This is a genomic window from bacterium (genome assembly GCA_022616075.1).
Taxonomy (GTDB): Bacteria; Acidobacteriota; HRBIN11; order JAKEFK01; family JAKEFK01; genus JAKEFK01.
Window position 1 is genome coordinate 1 of record JAKEFK010000366.1, and the last position, 18,801, is coordinate 18,801.

18 protein-coding genes are annotated in these 18,801 nt (G+C 49.9%); 9 read left to right on the forward strand and 9 right to left on the reverse strand.

Annotation, left to right across the window (positions count from 1 at the left end):
• The first annotated feature begins 52 nt into the window (after positions 1 to 52).
• The 5 genes from L0156_28120 to L0156_28140 all read left to right on the forward strand — a co-directional run bounded on the left by L0156_28120 (position 53) and on the right by L0156_28140 (position 4,163).
• Positions 53 to 778 carry a DUF4440 domain-containing protein gene (locus L0156_28120; protein ID MCI0606868.1) on the forward strand — a complete coding sequence of 242 codons (726 nt, stop codon included), beginning with the start codon at positions 53 to 55 and terminating at the stop codon, positions 776 to 778.
• An 88-nt stretch (positions 779 to 866) separates the two neighbouring features.
• A complete protein-coding gene (locus tag L0156_28125) occupies positions 867 to 1,169 on the forward strand; it encodes a hypothetical protein (protein MCI0606869.1) in 303 nt (100 codons plus the stop codon).
• A 108-nt stretch (positions 1,170 to 1,277) separates the two neighbouring features.
• The gene (locus tag L0156_28130) at positions 1,278 to 1,595 is read left to right on the forward strand and encodes a hypothetical protein (protein ID MCI0606870.1); all 318 of its coding nucleotides are present in this window, start codon (positions 1,278 to 1,280) and stop codon (positions 1,593 to 1,595) included.
• 303 nt (positions 1,596 to 1,898) lie between these two features.
• Positions 1,899 to 2,747: a glycoside hydrolase family 47 protein gene (locus tag L0156_28135; GenBank protein ID MCI0606871.1), complete on the forward strand. Its 849-nt coding sequence runs from the start codon at positions 1,899 to 1,901 to the stop codon at positions 2,745 to 2,747.
• A gap of 72 nt (positions 2,748 to 2,819) precedes the next feature.
• A complete protein-coding gene (locus tag L0156_28140; protein MCI0606872.1) occupies positions 2,820 to 4,163 on the forward strand; it encodes an amino acid permease in 1,344 nt (447 codons plus the stop codon).
• Here L0156_28140 and L0156_28145 read toward each other — a convergent pair.
• Together L0156_28145 and L0156_28150 are read right to left on the reverse strand one after the other, a co-directional pair.
• Entirely contained in the window at positions 4,137 to 4,445 is a 309-nt protein-coding gene (locus tag L0156_28145) for an alpha-glucosidase C-terminal domain-containing protein (GenBank protein MCI0606873.1), read from the reverse strand. The genes L0156_28140 and L0156_28145 overlap by 27 nt on opposite strands.
• On the reverse strand, positions 4,421 to 4,696 hold the full coding sequence (locus tag L0156_28150; GenBank protein MCI0606874.1) for a hypothetical protein: 276 nt from the start codon (positions 4,694 to 4,696) through the stop codon (positions 4,421 to 4,423). The genes L0156_28145 and L0156_28150 overlap by 25 nt, the downstream gene beginning before the upstream one ends.
• A 178-nt stretch (positions 4,697 to 4,874) precedes the next feature.
• Here L0156_28150 and L0156_28155 point away from each other — a divergent pair, with 178 nt between their 5' ends.
• Positions 4,875 to 9,056 carry a DEAD/DEAH box helicase gene (locus tag L0156_28155; GenBank protein MCI0606875.1) on the forward strand — a complete coding sequence of 1,394 codons (4,182 nt, stop codon included), beginning with the start codon at positions 4,875 to 4,877 and terminating at the stop codon, positions 9,054 to 9,056.
• 26 nt (positions 9,057 to 9,082) lie between these two features.
• On the opposite strand, the gene L0156_28160 is transcribed toward L0156_28155, so the two are convergent.
• Both L0156_28160 and L0156_28165 read right to left on the reverse strand, forming a co-directional pair.
• Positions 9,083 to 9,628, reverse strand: coding sequence for a porin family protein (locus L0156_28160; GenBank protein MCI0606876.1), 546 nt, complete (start codon positions 9,626 to 9,628; stop codon positions 9,083 to 9,085).
• Between the two features lie 42 nt (positions 9,629 to 9,670).
• Positions 9,671 to 10,459, reverse strand: coding sequence for a dienelactone hydrolase family protein (locus L0156_28165; GenBank protein MCI0606877.1), 789 nt, complete (start codon positions 10,457 to 10,459; stop codon positions 9,671 to 9,673).
• A gap of 46 nt (positions 10,460 to 10,505) precedes the next feature.
• Here L0156_28165 and L0156_28170 point away from each other — a divergent pair, with 46 nt between their 5' ends.
• Positions 10,506 to 10,979 (forward strand): hypothetical protein, encoded by a 474-nt coding sequence (locus L0156_28170; GenBank protein MCI0606878.1) that lies wholly within the window; start codon positions 10,506 to 10,508, stop codon positions 10,977 to 10,979.
• On the opposite strand, the gene rsgA is transcribed toward L0156_28170, so the two are convergent.
• The 3 genes from rsgA to L0156_28185 all read right to left on the reverse strand — a co-directional run bounded on the left by rsgA (position 10,976) and on the right by L0156_28185 (position 15,249).
• Complete coding sequence (rsgA, locus tag L0156_28175; GenBank protein MCI0606879.1) at positions 10,976 to 12,040, reverse strand: ribosome small subunit-dependent GTPase A; 1,065 nt, start codon at positions 12,038 to 12,040, stop codon at positions 10,976 to 10,978. The two genes, L0156_28170 and rsgA, sit on opposite strands and share 4 nt — an antisense overlap.
• A gap of 234 nt (positions 12,041 to 12,274) precedes the next feature.
• Complete coding sequence (locus tag L0156_28180) at positions 12,275 to 13,240, reverse strand: prolyl oligopeptidase family serine peptidase (GenBank protein MCI0606880.1); 966 nt, start codon at positions 13,238 to 13,240, stop codon at positions 12,275 to 12,277.
• A gap of 161 nt (positions 13,241 to 13,401) precedes the next feature.
• A complete protein-coding gene (locus L0156_28185) occupies positions 13,402 to 15,249 on the reverse strand; it encodes an ABC transporter ATP-binding protein/permease (protein MCI0606881.1) in 1,848 nt (615 codons plus the stop codon).
• A gap of 74 nt (positions 15,250 to 15,323) precedes the next feature.
• On the opposite strand from L0156_28185, the gene L0156_28190 reads away from it, so the two are divergent.
• On the forward strand, positions 15,324 to 15,935 hold the full coding sequence (locus tag L0156_28190; protein ID MCI0606882.1) for a TetR/AcrR family transcriptional regulator: 612 nt from the start codon (positions 15,324 to 15,326) through the stop codon (positions 15,933 to 15,935).
• Here L0156_28190 and L0156_28195 read toward each other — a convergent pair.
• A complete protein-coding gene (locus tag L0156_28195; GenBank protein MCI0606883.1) occupies positions 15,913 to 16,185 on the reverse strand; it encodes a hypothetical protein in 273 nt (90 codons plus the stop codon). The genes L0156_28190 and L0156_28195 overlap by 23 nt on opposite strands.
• A 53-nt stretch (positions 16,186 to 16,238) precedes the next feature.
• Here L0156_28195 and L0156_28200 point away from each other — a divergent pair, with 53 nt between their 5' ends.
• Entirely contained in the window at positions 16,239 to 17,147 is a 909-nt protein-coding gene (locus tag L0156_28200; protein MCI0606884.1) for a polyphosphate kinase 2 family protein, read from the forward strand.
• A 52-nt stretch (positions 17,148 to 17,199) separates the two neighbouring features.
• Here L0156_28200 and L0156_28205 read toward each other — a convergent pair.
• Positions 17,200 to 18,801 (reverse strand): beta-lactamase family protein (locus L0156_28205; protein MCI0606885.1); only part of this gene is annotated, 1,602 nt, incomplete at its 5' end.

Consider the following 18,801-nt stretch of genomic DNA (forward strand, 5'->3'; position numbering starts at 1 on the left):
CGAGACGTCCGCGCTACTTCGCTTATGATCCTCTTTGCGTTAAATTATTTCCATGCTAACACTACGAATCCTTTTTTGTGTTTCGTTGATTTCCCCTCTTGCTTTCGCTCAAACGGCTAATCCGAAAACGGAACAAGAGCTGACGGCAATCGCACAAGAACTGATGGACGCAATTGCGACGGGTAAAAAAGAAGTCTGGGAGAAATATCTCGCGGATTCCTGGATCATCCGAGAAGAAAACGGTCAGGTTTTGACAAAGGCAGAATTGTTAAAAGATTTCAATCCTTTGCCTCCAGGCTACGTGGGCAAAATCAAAGTGACGGATGTTCATGTCAGGGATTACGGTAATGTTGCGGTCATTTCCCATCGCGATAAGGAAGAGCTTGAACTCTACGGTCAAATGTTAAAAACGGAGTTTGGCAGTACCGACACCTATATGAAGATCGATGGTCAATGGAAAGTGATTGCTTCACACATTTCCGTTTATCCAAGTGAACTAACTGCGGTAACGTTACCTCCAGAACAACTCCAACGTTTTACGGGCGCCTATGAGCTCAAATCCGATGTTGTTTACACAATTACGCTGGAAGACAACAAACTGATCGGACAGCGCACCGGACGAGCAAAAGAGGAATTGTTTCCGGAGAATGAAACCAGGCTTTTTAGGAAAGGCGCTCCTCGCGGAATCAAGATTTTTGTTCCTGATGAGAAAGGCCGTTTCACAAAAATGATTGACCGGCGCGATAACGTCGATCTGGTCTGGCGCAGAATAAAGTAAGCAAAGTAGCGCGGACGTCTCGTCTGCGACCGTCCGCAGGCGGGACGCCTACGCTACTTTGTTGAGTTGTTTAACAGTTGCTGGTACCATGGAACGCAATGGGGGAAATACTTTGAAGCCTGTACGGATTGCAATTATTGGGGACTACGAGCCGGCATGGTCACACCATGTGACCATCAATGAATCACTCCGTCATGCTGCGACGCATCTTTCGATTCCAATCGAACCAGAATGGATTGGGACGGATGTGATTGGAACACAGGGAACGGGAAATCTCGATTCGTTTGAGGGCATCTGGTGCGCTTCGGGAAGTCCTTACAAGAGTATGGAAGGGGCCTTAAGCGCCATTCGGTTCGCACGGGAAAGATTGCGGGCTTTTTTTGCAACGTGAGGCGGCTTCCAACATGCTCTGGTAGAGTATGCAAGAAACGTTCTTGGGATTCAGGATGCGGAACACGAAGAAACTTCACCGGATACAGGCAGTCTTGTTATCACAAAATTGTATTGCTCGCTGAAAGAGCAGTCACAACAGGTTCAGATTCTTCCCGAAACATTGACCTATGCATCCTATGAAAAGGAAGCTGCGGTGGAGCAGTTTATGTGCAATTTCGGCTTGAATCCTGACTATCGTTATGTTCTCCTTCGTGAACCTCTCCGTCTTTCCGGCATCGGACCCGATGGTGAAGCACGAATTGTCGAACTTCATAACCACCCCTTTTACGTTGCCACTCTTTTCGTTCCGCAGCTCACATCCACTCCGGAGCATCCACATCCGCTAATCGCGCAATTCGTGAAAGCTGCCGGCTCATTGCAATAAGTAGCGCGGACGTCTCGTCTGCGCAAGCTCGCCGGCGGGACGCCCGCGCTACTTTGCGATCCAGCGATCGATTCTTTCCTACAGGATTGTAAGAGGAAGCGGTCCCGCTCCCAATTTGATCGGTGGAATTCCCGGACATTGAAAAAAGTTGTCAGCGAAAAAGATTCCGTGGGAGAATTCTCAGAGAATGGAATTCAGAGCGTTTGGAAAAAATCCATTGAAGGTTTCGGTACTGGGATACGGAGCAGGCGCAATTGGAGAGGGTTCGGTCTCTGAACAGGAGTGCGTGCATCTATAATGTGAATGAAAAGAAACAGGTCATTTTGCCTGGTGTCGTCCCATCACCAAAGTAGCGCGGACGTCCCGTCTGCGACTAAATTCCTTCTCCTCATTCTGGTCCTCTCGCTGCACGTTCAGTGTTCCGGTCAAAAAGAAGTCGACAAAGAAAAACTTCAACAAAAAGTTCGCGATGAATTTTTGCACTCCTGGAATTCGTACAAAAACAGCCATATCGGCGGCGGCATCGATTCCTATTACGAGTACCTGTACAAATGCTGGCTCCTATTCGATGATAAGGATTGCCATACAATGTGGAAAGGAAGCATTGCAGCGTTGAACAAATATCTTGCGGATCAGAGACCAACCGGTCTGTGGTATGGAACCGTAAATATGGAAACGGGTGAGCGTGTTGCTACAAAATTCGGAGCGCTGGATGCATTCTTTCCCGCTGTGCTTGCGCTATCGGGCGACCTTTCGCGCGCCAGAGCTTTACAGCAGTCTTCTTACGCGATGTGGACCAAATTCGGAATCGAGCCGGAAGAGATTGATTACAGTACGATGAAGATCACCTATGACGGCTATCCGCTTCGGCCGGAAATCATGGAATCAGCATATTACCTGTATTACTTCACAAACGATCCCGTGTATTTGAAGATGGGAGAAACTTTTCTGAAAGGCTTAAGGAAGTATTGCAGGACCCGACGAGGTTATGCGGCGTTGGTCTCCGTCGAAACAAAAGAGAAGAGGGATAGCATGGAAAGTTATTTTCTAGCTGAGACTTTGAAGTATCTTTACCTTCTGTTTGCGCCTCGCGAAACGTTGGATTTATCAAAGTTTGTATTCAATACGGAAGCCCATCCCATTCGGAAGTAAACAGAGTAGCGCGTCTCGCCTGCGGTTGGCGCGGACGGGACGTCCGTCGCTACTTTGCTACAATAGGCAAACATGGCTGAACTGGTTCGAACTCTTTCTCTTCGCGATCTTGTTTTGCTGATCATCGGCGCGGTGATCGGTTCCGGAATTTTCATCATTCCCGGGGCTGTACTCCGCAGCGTGGATGCATCCGTTGGTGTTGCTCTTCTTGTATGGGTATTCGGTGGAATCCTTTCCTTATTAGGGGCGCTAACGTACGGCGAATTGAGCGCAAGGAACCCCAATGCCGGCGGACTCTACAATTACATTCGGGATGGGTTCGGCTCATTACCTGCATTCGTTTATGGTTGGACACTCTTTTTTGTGATCGGCAGCGGCGCGACGGCCACGCTCGCCTCTGCTTTTAGCGCTTACCTGAACCAGATTGTTCAGCTCAGTCCTGTTTTGTCAAAGCTTGTTTCCATTCTCATGATCGCAGTGGTCACTCTTGTTAATATTCGTGGAACGAGGCGAAGCTCTGATCTGCAAAATTGGACAACGGCAATGAAAGTCTCGGCGATCTTAATCATGAGTATCGCTCTCCTTGTGCTGGGTAGGAATTCAACGCATCTTTACACGAATCTCTGGCCTGACTCCTGGAGTATCGCAACATTCTCCAGCGCAGGCGTTGCGATGATCGGTGTTTTATGGGCTTATGAAGGATGGCAATTCGCAACATTCAGCGGTTCGGAGGTGATCCATCCTGCGCGCAACTATCCACGCGCTTTTCTGGCCGGCCTGCTGACTTTGATTTTCATTTACTTGATCGCAAATCTTTCTTACGTTTCAGCGCTGGGTCGATCTGCCGCAAATACGGATCGTATTGCGGCGTCCGCTGTTTCGGCAGTGGTAGGAGATTGGGCTGGAAAGATTGTGGCTGCCGCAATTTTGATTTCCATTTTCTCCGCCGGAAATAGCATTCCACTCACGCTGCCGCGCGTCTTCTATGCAATGGCAAAAGACGGTCTCTTCTTTCAAAAACTGGCCGAGGTTCACCCTAACTTCAGAACGCCTGTCTTCGCCATCGTTGCCGGTTCCTTATGGGCAGTCGTTCTTACAATGACAGGCACATTTCAACAGTTGTTTACATACGTGGTTTTTGGCGGATGGATTTTTTATGGGCTTGCAGCTGCCAGCGTCTTTCCTCTGCGAAAACGTTCTACTGAAACGGAAACCGGATACAAAGTTCCAGGTTATCCGTATACTCCGGTTGTATTCATACTTGCCGCTGCGGCTCTGGTTGTAAATACAATCATCAAGCAACCAAAGGAAAGTATTGCCGGGCTTATTATCATTGCTACCGGCGTTCCTGCCTATTTCTTCTGGTATCGCAGGAGAAAGCGGTCCTTGTTACTGCAGTCTCCACACTCCGGTTGAGTGAGGCGGCATCGCGAAAGTCCAGCGACCTGACGAACCGGAAGGATTCGCCGGATTGCCATCAGTGAAGACTGCCTCCAGACGAACCGCAGTTACGGCGAGCGGCCCGGCGGTCACAAAGGAATCGCCCAGGTTGTGAACCACTACCACGGTCTCTACACTATTAGTACGAGTGAATGCCAAAACGGTAGAAGGTCCCTGTGTGAGCAACTGGAGATCACCGGAGCGTAATGCGCCCGAGTTTTTGCGTGCATGGATCAGGTTGCGATAGTGTGATAGCAACGATGCCGGCTTATTGGCTTGATCCTGTACGTTTGCGGAATTCTTACCTGGCGAAAATTCATACCATGGGGAACCTGTCGTAAAGCTCCACTACGCGAATCATCCCACGGCATCGGCGTGCGCTTTGATTCATCTCCCGAAGCTGGTCCGTTTTGGATTCCAACTTCCTCGCCATAGTAGAGAAAAGGAACACCCGGGAGAGTAAGCAAAATCGATGCAGCAACTCGAAGTTTTCCCGCGTTGTTCTGCAGCTGCGTCGCAAAGCGAACCTGATCATGATTCGTAAGAAAAAGCCCAAAACAGAATTAGCACAGGCGTGAGCAAAGAAAGGATTTTCCTCGTCAACAAAAATATACCGTGAACCAAAAAATAATGCATGTTGAAAAATGCATCTTGCAATGGCGACCCGTTAGTTCGAAACTATTCAATATGCAATTTGCAACCTGCAATAGCCTTCAGTGGGCACATCCAATAGTCCAGGAGTGGTTCCTCAAGAAATTCGGGACACCTACTGAGCCGCAGGAAGAGGGTTGGCCTCCTATCGTTTCAGGGCAAACAACTTTGATCTCGGCTCCCACCGGTTCCGGCAAGACGCTTGCTGCATTTCTTGTGTGCATCGAACGTCTTGTGCGAAAGTCTTTGAATGGGGAGCTCAAGGATCAAACAGAAGTTCTCTATGTCTCTCCGTTGCGCGCGTTGAGCAACGATATTCAGGTGAATTTGCAGACACCGCTGCATGAGATTTCCGCGCTTGCAGTAAAACATTGGATGAAGATGCAACAGATCCGTACGGCAGTGCGCACCGGCGATACGCTCACGCGGGAAAGGCTTGCCATGCTCCGGAAGCCACCACACATCCTTGTAACGACGCCTGAATCACTTTACATTTTGCTCACCGCAGAGAAAAGCCGCGCGATATTGCAGAGCGTGGAGACTGTGATTGTGGATGAGATCCACGCAGTTGCAGATGACAAGCGTGGCGCTCATCTGACGCTTTCGCTGGAACGATTGGAATCGTTGACGCAAAAACCTCCCGTTCGGATTGGACTTTCCGCCACGCAAAAACCGATCGAAGAAGTTGCGCGCTTTCTTTGCGGATCAGAACGTCCCGAGCCGGTGATTGTGAACGTCGGACACAAGCGCGCAGTTGATCTGGGTATCGAGGTTCCGGACAGTGAACTGGGTCCCGTCGCTTCTCATGATCTCTGGGATGAAGTGTACGAGCGGATTGCGCAGCTTGTTAACGATCATCGTTCAACTCTTGTCTTTGTGAATACACGCAAACTTGCCGAACGCACCGCTCACAGATTGATCAAAAAGCTGGGAGAAGATGTCGTTGCTGCGCATCATGGCAGTCTCTCGCGCAAAATTCGTCATGCTGCGGAAAAGAAGCTCAAAAATGGCGAGCTCAAAGTGCTGGTTGCCACTGCTTCGCTGGAATTGGGAATCGACATTGGAACGGTTGACCTTGTGTGTCAAATCGGTTCATGCAGGTCGATTGCAGTGGCGCTGCAGCGAACCGGGCGGTCCGGTCACTGGCGAGGCGCAGTGCCCAAAGGGCGATTCTTCCCAACGACGCGCGATGAGCTGGTCGAATGTGCCGCGTTGGTCCGCGCCGTTCGTTCAGGAGATCTCGATCGATTGATGATTCCTGAAGCTCCACTCGACATTCTGGCGCAACAAATCTGCGCAGCTTGCGCTTCTCAGGAATGGCGCGAAGAAGATTTGTTTCAAATGGTTCGCCGCGCGTATCCTTATCGAAACTTGAGCCGCCCGGAGTTTGATTCCATTTTGGAAATGCTTTCTGAGGGTATTGCTGCTTCACGCGGGCGATATGGAGCGTATCTGCATCGCGATCGAGTTCAGGGAATTCTTCGCGCCAGGCGCGGCGCGCGATTGGCTGCCATCACGAGCGGTGGAGCCATACCTGAAAATGGAATGTACACGGTCATAGCAGAACCCGAAGGAAACGTTGTAGGAACTCTGGATGAAGATTTTGCAATCGAAAGTAATGCAGGCGATATCATGCTTCTCGGCACAACTTCCTGGATGATTCGTCACGTACAATCCTCTACTGCCCGAGTGCTGGTGGAGGACGCGCATGGTGCTCCACCCACAGTTCCGTTCTGGCGCGGAGAGGCCCCGGCCCGTACGGAAGAGTTATCAGCGCATGTCTCGCAACTTCGCGAAGAGGTTTGTACCGCGGGCGTCTCGCCGGCGGAAGCCGTAAGCCGGCTGATCACAGAATGCGGTCTGGACAAACCGGGCTCTGAGCAAATCCTCGCTTATATTCTGGAAGGTGTGGCAGTTTTGGGCGCAGTGCCGACGCAAAAAAGGATTATTGCGGAACGTTTCTTCGATGAATCGGGAGGGATGCAGCTGGTGATTCACGCGCCTTTCGGAGCGAGGATCAACAAAGCATGGGGACTCGCCTTGCGCAAGCGTTTTTGCCGCTCTTTCAATCTGGAACTGCAAGCTTCCGCCACCGATGACGGCCTGAACATTTCGCTCACGGAAAAGCACAGTTTCCAGCTTGCGGACGTATTCCGGTTTCTACATTCTAATAGCGTAGAATCTGTGGTGACTCAGGCTGCTCTAGTTTCGCCCCTTTTCGGGACACGGTGGCGATGGGATGCGATGCGCGCGCTCGCAGTGATCCGCTTTCAACGCGGGAAAAAAGTTCCCTTGCAGATTCTCCGGATGCGAACGGAAGATTTGCTCGCATCGGTCTTTCCGGATGCCGCGGCGTGCCAGGACAATGTTGTGGGGGATATTCAACTGCCCGATCACCCATTGATTCAAGAAACGATGAAAGATGTTTTGCAGGAGGCAATGGACCTGACCGGATTGAAGCAGGTTTTACAGGAAATCCAAAATGGTTCGATCGAATGTCTTGCAGTGGATACTGCAATCCCGTCAGTATTCTCACATGAAATACTGAATGCGAATCCGTATGCCTATTTGGATGATGCGCCGCTGGAAGAAAGGCGCGCCCGCGCCGTCAGTATGAGGCGGGTTTTACCGGAGCAGGTGGTCGGCGAAGTTGGAATGCTGGATCCTGCCGCAATTGCAGACGTGGTCGAACAAAGCATCCCGGACGTTCGCACAGTGGAGGAACTGCATGATGTTCTGCTTTCTGTGATTGCATTGCCGGCAAACCTCTCTTCATTCGGATTCCAGCCGCGGGAGCTCTGGTCTGAGTTTTTGGAAGAATTAATAAAGCAGAAGCGTTCCGGAATTGCGCATTGCAGCGGACGGGAAGTCTGGTTTGCTGCTGAGCGGTTTCAAGCGTTCCGCGCAGCGTATCCTTCTGCTGAGATTCTTAACGCGCCCGCAAATGTGGAAGCTCCGCAGATCTCGCACGAAGATTCTGTCTGTTCGATTGTTCGCGGATGGATGCCTTACTGCGGACCGGTAACTGCTGAAATATTTTCTGAAACGTTAGCTCTGCCTGCAGATGAAATAGAACAGGCGTTGCTCCGGTTGGAATCATCGGGTTCCGTTCTCCGCGGAAAATTTAAGATTGCTCACGGCGTTCAAGTTGAGTGGTGCGACCGGCGACTTCTGGCGCGAATCCACCGGCTCACGATTGGTACTGTGCGAAAACAGATTGAGCCGGTGACTGCCGCCCAATTTCTGCGATGGTTGTTCCGCTGGCAACATGTTGCTCCGGGAACCCAACTACGCGGCGAACGAGGCGCCGCCGAAGTGCTGCGACAACTGCAAGGTTTTGAAATACCGGCGCGCGAGTGGGAACGGCATATCCTCGCGCAAAGAATTAGCAATTACGATCCAGCCATGCTGGACAAGCTTTGCTGGACAGGCATCGTAGGTTGGGGACGTTTCTCTTCTCCCTCCGCGCTTTCAACAACGCGCAGGAGTATTCCTGGCACTGCGGCGCCCATTACTTTTTTCATCCGTGAACATTGTGAATGGCTCCACCAAAAAGCACCTTCACAGTCCGAATTTGCGTTCAGTCCTGAGGCGTCTCTGGTTTTTGAGGCGTTGCAGAAACAGGGGGCTTCTTTTGTTTCCGATCTGGTTCGATGCACGAATCTCAAGAAGCGTCAGGTGGAAACAGCTTTATGGGAGCTGGTCACAGCCGGTTTCGTTACAGCAGACGGTTTCGATAGTCTTCGCTCACTACTGGAGAATCGCAAGAAAGCGCTCCAGATTAGCCGTTCGGGCGCCGGCCGGTGGTCCGTTTTGCGCGCTCAGAATACGGCCGAGACGGAACCAAATGTGGAAGCCGCATGCCGCATGTTGCTCGAACGCTATGGCGTTGTTTTTCGCGATGTTGTGCAACGCGAAACACTTGTGCCGCGGTGGCGCGAGCTGTTGCTCACGTTCCGTAGATTGGAAGATCGCGGCGAAGTGCGTGGCGGCCGTTTCATCAGCGGATTTGTTGGAGAACAATTCGCTTTGCCTTTAGCAGTGGATTCCCTGCGCGCGATTCGCAAGATCGAGCCTTCGGGCGAAATCGTCCGTCTCTCTGCAGCCGATCCGTTGAATCTGGTCGGTATCATCGTTCCGGGTGAACGCGTTTCAGCCGTTTCTCGCACACCGGTTACTTTCTGTGATGGCGTTCCCCAGGTCACATACATCGGATAGCGTATTATCCAATTTGTTAGGCGCGCTCACCAATGATATCCGACCGAAACAGTTCCGCGAAGCTGATTCACAAAACTGATGTTGCTCGAAGAAACCCATTTGAATTCAGGTCTGATCGAGACGTGAGGTGCCAGGAAAATGCGAGCTCCACCTCCCCATTGAAGTGTGTAACCGGTATCTGTGGAACGAAACTCTGGGTCGATAAAACTTCCCGTTTGATTGAAACGGGTCAGACCGGTTCCAACGAGAACATAGGGTTCAACCTTGCCGGTTGGAAAATAAACATGGAAATCAACGGCGAGAGTCGTTGCATTCGATTCTATGTGGACTCCGGATGAGAAATTCCGTGTACTGTCAGCATAGTATCCTTCAATGTTAAACCCGAACCTTCGTGAGAGCCGCAGTCCGAGTCCGCCTCCGAAATTGATTCCTGTTCCCAAATAGCTTTCATCATCATGAATACCCGCGATTCCGGCGAGTCCAAAAACTTCCGTTTTATAATCCGGAGCTTGTGCAAAACCGAAACCTGCAAACAAAACCAAAACAGCAAATGCTGCAATCGTAAATCTCATACTTCACCTCTTTTTTGAGGCAAAGCAAATGTTCTGCCAGAGTTATACGGTCGCTAACAGTTTTTTCCAGCGTTCCCACGCAGCATCACGGGCTTTTTTGTTCGCTTCGGAAGCGTTTGCTTCCTCTCCTTTCCTCATGAATCCGTGGTCCGCGCCCTCATAAGTCATAGGTTCAAAAGTCTTCCCTAGTTCCGTCATAAGTGTTTGTGTTTCAGGAAGGGTAGCATTGATGCGCGCGTCGTTGCCCCCATAGAATCCATGAACAGCGGTTGAAATCCGTTTCAGATCATCCTTTGTGTATGAAAAACTTCCGTAGAAGACAAAGGCCGCTTTTAGATCGGACCGGTTGGTTGCAAAACGAAAAGTTTGTCCACCACCCCAGCAAAAACCACCTACGGTCAACCTACCATTTGAAGCGGGCAATTTGACCGCGTAATCCGCAACGGCATTCAAGTCAGAAGTGACCTGTTCCGGTGAAAGCCTGTAGATGGCTTCTGTCGCGGCGTCTGCGCTGGTGAAGTCGCTGGTTTTACCGCCGTTTGGTCCTGTACCCGAAAGCAAGTCCGGCGCAACCGCAAGATAGCCCGCTTCTGCAAGTTGATCTGCTACGGTTCGGACCCAATCCGTCAGTCCTTTATTTTCATGAATGACAATAACCGTTGTCGCTTTGTCTTTCTTTTCGGGATAAACAACGAACGAATGAATCGACTTCTCGCCATTTTTTATCGCCACCCATTCTTGATGTCGTGGTGATTTTTCCAGGCGTTGTGATTGCGCAAATGCGAATGAAACAGCAAAAATCACGAGCAGCAACAGAATCGTATTCTTCATAATTCCTCCTAGGAGATAGAATTTAGCAGTACAGGAGGTTCCTGCAATGGAAAATTTGGCTTTGCGATTCATTCGATGGGGCATCGCACTCATGTTACTGGGCCTGTTAACGGGCTACGGGCCACTAGCGCATTACCTGCACGGAGGTGTGGAGGTCGCGTGTCCGTGGGCGCCCATTCATGGTCACGTGGGATTGCTGGGTTGGATCGGGATGACTCTCTTCGGTTTGGTTTATCAGGCGCTTCCACGATGGGCGAACGGTAAGTCACCTTCAGTTCGCCTTGCAAAAGCTCACTTATACGTATGTGTCACTGCCGTATTGGGCGTAATGGTCAACGGCCTGGTGGGCTATCGAATCTTGGATAGAATCTCTCCAAGCTTCTACTACATTCCGGACCAAAAGATCCTGAGTCTCTGGCTTTCGATCGATGGATTGTTTTTAACGCTTTATGGTGCCGGCTGTTTTCTTTTCCTTGTTGTGGTTTCTCGATCGACCGAATATGTGCCGGAGGCTCGCTAAGCGTCCTTGTAAAATCGTTTCATTGCTCTGGCTCCCCGTTTGGCCTGGGCCTTGGCCGACTGGCGCGCGTGAAAACTGGTCTTTCTTTCGATGAATTGCAGCTCGGCCTGCAGTTTGTAGTAACCATCAACACGGTCCTGAGTAAGCATTCCTTCTTCCACTGCTTCTGCAATCGCGCAGCCTGGTTCTCCTTTGTGTTTGCAATTCCGGAATCTACATCGTGAAGCGAGATCTTGCAGATCTTGAAAAGTCTTTGAAATCCCCGTAATGCTCTCCCACAGTCCGACTTCTCGCATGCCAGGAGTATCAATGACAATTCCTCCTTCTGGTAGAAGAATCATTTGTCTGGAAGTTGTTGTGTGACGTCCACGATCATCCCATTCCCGAATCGATTGCACGCGCTGCATCACTCGACCCGCCAGCGCATTGATGATCGTACTCTTCCCAACACCGGATGAACCGATGAACGCAGCTGTTCTATTGTATTCAAGATACTGCGCCAATTGCGCAAGTCCTTCTCCACTGACTGCACTAAGAATATGTACTGCGACCGCATGGGCAACGTTGTAAACCATTTCACGAAACGCTTCCGGGTCCGGGCAAAGATCCGCTTTGTTCAAAAGTAAGACCGGTTGCGAGCCGCTTTCCCATACGATTGCGAGATAACGTTCTACCCGCCTTTCGTTTAGATCCTGATTCAAAGACGTTACGATGAAAATCGTGTCCAGATTGGTTGCCATGACCTGTTCACTCAGCCCTTTGCCGGCTTCCTTGCGTGAAAGAACGGTTTTGCGCGGAAGAATCGCTTCAATCGTTGCTCGACCTTCGGATACTCGCGGGGTTATCGCAACCCAATCTCCAATCGCAGGCAGATCGGTTCGGTCTTCAGCGTGGAAACGGATCCGGCCAGGAATGGTTGCGAAGAGTTCGCCTGGTTCCGAAAATACGCGATAGAGTCCTTTGTTTTCCTCAGCTACGCGCGCGGGAATGCAATTGCGCAAATTCAGCTGAGAAAAATGATTCTGAAATTCAGAATTCCAACCTAATTGTTGTAAGTGCACTGTAGTTTCTCCTGTAGCGCGGGCGTCTCGCCTGCGTTTTCTAACAAAAAATGAGACACACTTGTCCCACCATGTTGTTATGGTTGAATGGGGAGCGTCCGACTATCGTCGAACTGACGATTCGGAGGCAGATTGATCCCTGAGATGAGAAACTACAAACACAGGCGCCTCCTAAAATTTCAGCTGAGTATTTACTCAACCGTTAAGGTCAGTATAAGGAAATTCGGCCTGCTGTCAATTCTGCAGTGTGTGCCTGCTCAGGAAATTCCAGGCTTCCCGGGCGCTTTCCATATCGTGATTCTGCGGTCCCACAATCCATTCCACAAAAGGACGAAGCAAGTGCCGGACGCTTGGAATTGTATGGCCACCACCTTTAACCGTGTAAAACAAAACCTCGGTGCCTTGCCTACCCTTATCGTACAATTCACTCCGAACAATCGATCCATCTGCGGAATCCAGATCATTGAATTTCTTTGTCTGAGACGGCAAAGTCGTTGTGGAATTGAGCTGGATCCAGGAGTCCCGCGTCGCGCGCGCAGATAGTACAGAGCCTCCATTCTTGATTATGTTGCCGCCGTTCCATGGCATCCATGTATCTTTCGTTCCATTGCAAATGAAAATGGAAATTGGCCGTGCGGGTTTCGTGCATTCACTGTTTTGCGGAAGATTGGCTACAAAGGCAGCGATCGCTGCTATCCGGTGCGAGAGTTCAGTCGCCAGACGATAGGACATCATTCCGCCGTTGGAAGCGCCTGTTGCATAAACCCGCTCTGAATCGATTTGATACTTCCTGATGGCCCAGTCAATTAGGTTGTTGATGAATCCCACGTCGTCCGCTCCGCTTTCAACGGCTCCCGCATCGGCGCGACAGTCGTTCCAGTGCTGGTTTGTTCCGTCCGCTTTTCCGGTGCCCGCTTCAATTCCATTGGGAATGATCAACAGAAATTTCTTTTCATCAGAAAGTTTCATCCACTCATTTTGAGCGGAGTTCTTCTTTAGAATTTGTGTATAGTCCTGAGAGCCTCCGTGTAGAAGAATGACGATGGGGGAATGATCCGGCAGACGTGCCGGCAGATAATAGTGAAAATAGCGGACCCGGCCATCCGGGACGTGAATTGTTTTGTTCTCATGCAACGTTCGGCCAAAAAGAAAGTCCGGCAGCAAAACAAATCCGATCAAAATGAGCGTTTGAAAATTCATCGGGTTCCTCCATTTTGTAGGGGCAGGGCATTCGCGTTTTTTGCGAATGCTCTGCCCGGCACTCGGCGGGCGCAGCATTTGTAAAAAACACAAATGCGCGCCGCCCCTACAATAGAAACCCGTGAATCCTTTCAAAGTTTTATCGAATTTGTTACGAATTGTTACCGGTAGCCTTCCGCTTGAAGCGAGAACAATTCAGCGTAGAGACCCTTCTTTTCCAGGAGTTGATCGTGCGTTCCCTCTTCTACGACTTTTCCGTCATTTAAGACAATGATACGGTCCGCCATTCGAACGGTTGAGAATCGATGAGAAATGATGACTGCCATGCGCCCTTCAACCAGCTTGGAAAATCGTATGAAAACTTCGTACTCGGCGCGCGCATCGAGCGCAGCGGTGGGCTCATCCAGAATCAGCAGCTGCGCGTCCCGCATGTAAGCGCGCGCCAGCGCAACTTTTTGCCATTCTCCACCCGATAATTGAACGCTGTTATCGAAGCGATATCCAAGCATCTGACGATATCCGTCCGGCAAACGGGATAAAAGTGACGCTGCCAGGGAACGTTCCGCAGCGGAAACAATCTCCGAAGGCACATTTGTATTTCCATTGTCTGAATTCACATATTCTTTAACGCGGTCGATTTCACCGACTCCGATGTTTTGATCAAATGGTAAATCGTATTCCACGAAATCTTGAAAGATCACGCCAATTGATTTGCGTAAAGAATTCAGCTCGTAATCGCGAAGATCAACCCCTTCTAAGAGGATCCTGCCTTCTGAAGGTTCGTACAAACGCGCCAGTAACTTTGCGAGAGTGGTTTTTCCGGCGCCATTTTCTCCCACAAATGCAAGTCGCTCGCCGGGCGCGATACAAAAGGAAATGTTCCTCAAAGCCCACCGTTCACTTCCGGGATATCGATATCCGACATTCTCCAGAACAAAACCCTGCTGAATTGTTTCCGGCACAGCAATCGCGCCGGGTCGTGAAACAATCGTCGGTTTCATTTCAAAAAAATCAAAAAGATCTTTGAGATACAGACTCTGTTCATAGAGATCGCCCGCGGTAAGAAGCAATCGCTGAATCAAGTCGCGGCTCCGAGCGAACGCTCCTGCTAGAAAAATCATGGAGCCGAGTGTCAAAATTCCCTTGACTGTGCGGATCAGGATTACGACGTACGCCGTATAATAACCAGCGGTTCCGATCAAGGACAAAAGGGAAGAGACAATGGCTTTTCGAATCGAAAGTTGTTTGTTTTCCTCATAGAATCGTGATGATAGAGTGCGAAATTGATCGATTAACCAGGGAGCCAATCCGAAGATCTGAACTTCCTTGGCTGTTTCATCGCTGGCGCCCATGTACCGGATGTAATCGAGCCGCCTGCGCTGGGGCGTTCGCCGAAAAAACAAAGAATATTCGAGTGAAGCAAAATGAGTTTCACCAAGGAAGCTTGGGAAAACAGCAATTGCGAGCAATAACAACAGGAGAGGACTGAAGACCAGCAGCGCTGCCCCCAGCGAAAGAAGCGTGAGGATATCCTGACCCATGGAAAAGAATTGCGCGAGCAGCGAGATGCGTCCGGTGGTTTGCCTGCGTGCTCTTTCAAGCTGATCGTAGAATTTTGCGTTTTCAAACTGATAGAGGTCCAGAGCTGCTGCGTGTTGCATTAAACGGACACTTGTGTGGTTTGAAAAGAGATCACCCAGCAAGCTTTCCACGAGCGCAGAAGCTCTTGCGAGCGCTTCACCGCAGACGACTATGGCGACTTCCAGCGCAATCAATTTCCAGAGACGAGTGTAATCGGGCGTTGCAGTGAGAGCAGCCGCGACTGTATCAAGGATGAGTTTCCCGATCCACAATGTTCCGACCGGGACGAAGGCGCGCACAAACCGAAGCAAGGCCATTGCAACCGTGAATTGGGAATGCGCTTGCCAGACCATTCTCATCAGCTGGAACACGTATCGAAAAGCGGCAATGCGCTGTTTCCAGGAAGGGGCCGGTTCCGCTGGTGGCATGCAAAAAGGTTAAAGCCAGTCACGAAACTTGACAAGTCCGATATGACCAGAATACAATATTAGTCATTAGTCATATGAGAGTAATCGCGCAGCGACGAGATATTCGGGACCTGATTCTGGATGGTGTCGATCACCTTCTTGCAAAATACGGCTACAAAAAAATGACAATGGAAGATCTTGCACAACAGGTCGGCATTGGAAAAGGAACCATTTACCTGCACTTTCCCAGCAAACAAGGCGTCACGCTTTCGCACATCGATCGCATTGTGGAACGATTGCTTGTCCAATTGCGCTGGATCGCCGAAGGTGAAAGTGCTCCTGAAGAGAAGCTCAAGAAAATGCTCATCACGCGTGTACTCTTTCGCTTCGATTCTGTTCGCAACTATTCACAAAGCCTGAACGATCTTCTCGCTTCACTCAGAGGATCTTTGATGAGTAGGCGGGAAACTCATTTTGCAAAGGAAGCAAGCGTGCTTGAGGAAGTCCTCCAGGAAGGAAAGAAAAACGGTAGATTCCAGTTTTCAGACGTGAATCCCGTTGCTCAGGGTTTCATCTGGGCAACGAATTCACTGCTGCCCTACAGTCTCACGACGCGAGAGCTGGGTAAAAGAAAAGAAGTGGAAGATAAGGCTTCCCGAATCGCCGACCTTCTTCTCCATGGAATCATCCAGCGGGGAAAAAACTAAGGAGTTTGTGATGCTCAAAAGATTCGTGCAGCCTTCGAAGAGAACGCAGTAAACAAAGTAGCGCGGGCGTCACGCCTGCGATTCTGCGCAGACGGGACGTCCGCGCTACAGTAGTTTTTTCAGTTTTGGACCGGTGAAAATGAATCCTAAGCTCTTCTCCTTCTTCACCCAGCTCCATCAGCAATCGGTTAACCCAATCGAACACTGTTTCCGCATTTTCACTTCCCAACTTTTTGATATGGATTTTCATAGGAACAATTAAATCATGTATACAATGGTGTGCAATCTACAAAGGAGAACGGAATGGCCGACTTAAAGGAACTCATTAGAAAATCGAAGAAGCTTGCCGAACCCTACTGCATTGAGAAAGGTAAGGGATTTCGTTTGAAGGAGATCGATCCTGCTGACACAGGCAACATGGAAAAGGATGATAAGGAGAAAGCGAAGGAAGCACTGGAGACAGGAGTGGAAGCATTGTCAGAGCTGCAAGAGATGCTATATGAACAGGATTCCTGGTCGGTGCTTCTGATCTTTCAGGCGATGGACGCAGCCGGTAAAGACAGCGCCATCGAACACGTGATGTCGGGAGTGAATCCGCAAGGTTGCCAGGTTGCCTCTTTCAAGGCTCCCTCTTCTGAGGAACTCGATCATGATTTTTTATGGCGTTGCCAGAGGCATCTGCCGGAGCGGGGCAGGATCGGCATTTTTAACCGTTCGTACTATGAAGAAGTTCTGATTGTGCGGGTGCATCCCGAACTGCTGGCGAAACAAAAAGTCCCCAAAAAGCTGCTGGGCGATAACGTCTGGAAAAGACGATATCGCTATATCCGCGCGTTTGAACGATATTTAAGTAGCAATGGCATCGTGATTCTCAAGTTCTTCCTGTATGTTTCGCGGAAAGAGCAAAAACAGAGATTTTTGGCGAGGCTGGAAGACCCAGAAAAGCACTGGAAATTTTCAGCCGCAGATGTGAAAGAACGGAGCTTCTGGAAAGACTACATGAAGGCTTACGAAAGGATGATCCAGAACACCGCCACAAAAAATGCTCCGTGGTATGTTGTTCCGGCGGACAATAAATGGTACACACGGATAGTTGTTGCCTCCGCGATCATCAAGACACTTGGAGCACTTGATTTGCATTACCCCAAAATACCGGAAGAGAATCTCAAGGATCTGGCTGCAGCCAAAAAAGCTTTACTGGCCGAAAAGTAGGTCGAAACCACAGATGAACACAGATAAACATAGATTCTAAATCATTCATTTATCAGTGTTCATCTGTGTTTATCTGCGAGAGATCGTTTACTTTTTTAGCTACTGCAGCGCCGAATTGGGAATGCAATTTTACCGCGCCCTTCTGGAATTCGATGTAAGCGGTCGTTTTCATGAGCAAGTGGTGGGTAACAAAATGATCTGGTTGCCGGATGACCATGGGCGCGATTACAGGATAAGGCGTGCCTGATAAGATTTGGACAAATCTTTCCTTGCGCCAATTCCATCGATACACCTCCGTACCACCTGTGAAATGGAGTCTAGCGTAAGTGGTGGATAAATCATCCGGTGTGATGGGAACGGTCCCAAGAACCTCAAACCTTTGCAGCGTTCCGAAGCCGTCGCTCGCTACTTTCGCCTGATCGGATGTCCATTCTTCAGAGAATTGATTCTTTTCAGCCTTTTGCAAAACTGCCAGTAAGCGCTGATTCAATTTTTCAAGTTCCGTATTTATTTCCGGTTTGTATCCGATCAGAAGACCGATTGCATTTTGCCCTTCAACTTTCGCAACAAGCTGTCCGCGCTGGAAGACAATCCGGAGCAGACTCCCATCCTGAAACCGATATGTTCCTGTGTATTTGGAAGGCTCAAAAGAAATATGAGCATCGGGGGGTGCCGGAGAGTGGTCGCCTCCGAAAAGAATTGCTCTGAATGTTTCGCGCGGGATTGAAACCAGTCCCGCATCATCCATCATGGAATTGCAGATGGCGATTGTGGTAATTCCTTCCTCCACATACCGGTGGAACTCGGCCGTCACTCCGCGCGGATAATCTCCACCTCCATGGTAAATATCCGTTGTCCCACGGGGTGTGGTGATCACATGCCATCCGTATCCGTAATACCACTCTTCTTCCCGCTTTGCTTGAGGACTGTACATTCTCTTCAGTATTTCGGGTGGAAAAATTTTGCCGTTTTGCAGTGCAAGGTGCCAGCGGAAAAGATCATGAACTGTTGTGATCATATCGGATGAGCCGCGATCCGCCCAGGACGCTTTAATATATTGGGGAGCACCATTGTCCGTTTCCATGTTGTAATTGTGAGCGATTCGATTCTCCGGCAAGAAGTTTGGTTCACCCCAGAACCCACTCTCCTTCATTCCTGCGGGAACAAATAACTCCTCGCGCACATAATCAGAAAACGTCTTGCCTGAAACAATTTCTACAATGGCTGCGAGCAAATTGTAGCCATCATTGGAGTACCGGAAGCTCTCACCAGGTGCTCCCTGGAGTACCATGGTAAGAATGCGCTGAATTGCCTGCGAGCGATCCGTAATTCCCGCAGCTGCATATTGATCAGCAAGTCCTGAAGTATGCGTCAACAAATGTTGGATCGTGATTTTTTGTTTGTCGACAGGAACGGATCCCAAGTAGGTGCTGATTGAATCGCTTGTTTTCAGTTTGTTTTGCTGTTCCAGTTTCAGAATGGCTGCGGCTGTGAAAGGTTTGGTTATAGACGCGACTGCAAACGCCGTTTCCGGTGTGATGGGAATCTCTTTGGAACGGTCTGCCCAGCCATAGCCTTTGCTCAAAATAACTTCTCCTTCCAATGCAATCAGTACTGCTCCGGAAAAACCAAATGCGGAAGCGCGCTGCAAGGC

Coding starts and splice junctions, on each gene's coding strand:
- L0156_28170 (MCI0606878.1), top strand. CDS start 10,506: ATGGAAAATTTGGCTTTGCGATTCATTCGATGGGGCATCGCACTCATG.
- L0156_28190 (MCI0606882.1), top strand. CDS start 15,324: ATGAGAGTAATCGCGCAGCGACGAGATATTCGGGACCTGATTCTGGAT.
- L0156_28195 (MCI0606883.1), bottom strand. CDS start 16,185: ATGAAAATCCATATCAAAAAGTTGGGAAGTGAAAATGCGGAAACAGTG.
- L0156_28180 (MCI0606880.1), bottom strand. CDS start 13,240: ATGAATTTTCAAACGCTCATTTTGATCGGATTTGTTTTGCTGCCGGAC.
- L0156_28160 (MCI0606876.1), bottom strand. CDS start 9,628: ATGAGATTTACGATTGCAGCATTTGCTGTTTTGGTTTTGTTTGCAGGT.
- L0156_28185 (MCI0606881.1), bottom strand. CDS start 15,249: ATGCCACCAGCGGAACCGGCCCCTTCCTGGAAACAGCGCATTGCCGCT.
- L0156_28165 (MCI0606877.1), bottom strand. CDS start 10,459: ATGAAGAATACGATTCTGTTGCTGCTCGTGATTTTTGCTGTTTCATTC.
- L0156_28140 (MCI0606872.1), top strand. CDS start 2,820: ATGGCTGAACTGGTTCGAACTCTTTCTCTTCGCGATCTTGTTTTGCTG.
- L0156_28120 (MCI0606868.1), top strand. CDS start 53: ATGCTAACACTACGAATCCTTTTTTGTGTTTCGTTGATTTCCCCTCTT.
- L0156_28200 (MCI0606884.1), top strand. CDS start 16,239: ATGGCCGACTTAAAGGAACTCATTAGAAAATCGAAGAAGCTTGCCGAA.
- L0156_28135 (MCI0606871.1), top strand. CDS start 1,899: ATGAAAAGAAACAGGTCATTTTGCCTGGTGTCGTCCCATCACCAAAGT.
- L0156_28155 (MCI0606875.1), top strand. CDS start 4,875: ATGCAATTTGCAACCTGCAATAGCCTTCAGTGGGCACATCCAATAGTC.
- L0156_28125 (MCI0606869.1), top strand. CDS start 867: ATGGAACGCAATGGGGGAAATACTTTGAAGCCTGTACGGATTGCAATT.